The organism is Neobacillus paridis (genome assembly GCF_016765675.1).
Taxonomy (GTDB): Bacteria; Bacillota; Bacilli; order Bacillales; family Cytobacillaceae; genus Neobacillus; species Neobacillus paridis.
The window spans coordinates 1-501 of sequence record NZ_JAESWB010000273.1; the positions used below are offsets into that span (position 1 = coordinate 1).

The 501-nt window shown below is 54.3% G+C and carries 1 protein-coding gene; it reads left to right on the plus strand.

Annotated elements, in window-relative coordinates:
* A partial coding sequence (locus JK635_RS17715) for a UbiA family prenyltransferase (RefSeq protein WP_202655276.1) occupies positions 1 to 501 on the plus strand: 501 nt, incomplete at both ends.

Genomic DNA, 501 nt, shown 5'->3' on the forward strand with positions numbered 1-501 from the left:
ACGGCCGTATTGATTGCCTTTGTCAGTTTTTCATTTGCTGCATCCGCTACCTATATCTTCAACGACCTGTGGGACCTGGAAAGCGACCGGAAGCACCCAAGAAAGCGCTACCGGCCCTTCGCCAGCGCCAGCCTGTCCATCCTTCATGGCGTTGCGGTGGCGGGCATGCTGCTTTTGGCCTCCCTGATTCTGGCCTGCCTTGTGTCCTACTCTTTTGCCGCAATGGTGTTGGGTTATATCGTTCTCACCACACTGTACAGTTGGACGCTAAAGCACTATGTGTTGATTGACGTGCTAATGCTGGCTCTCCTGTATACCTTTCGCGTTCTCGCAGGCTCGGTAGCAACGCAAGTCCCGATTACACAGTGGCTGCTTGCCTTCAGCATTTTCATGTTCTTTGGCCTCGCCCTCATCAAGCGATGCGCCGAACTCAAATCGCTCCAGATGGCGCAGAAGAAAAGCACCGAAGGCAGGGATTACCGGGTCGAGGATCTGGCTGTG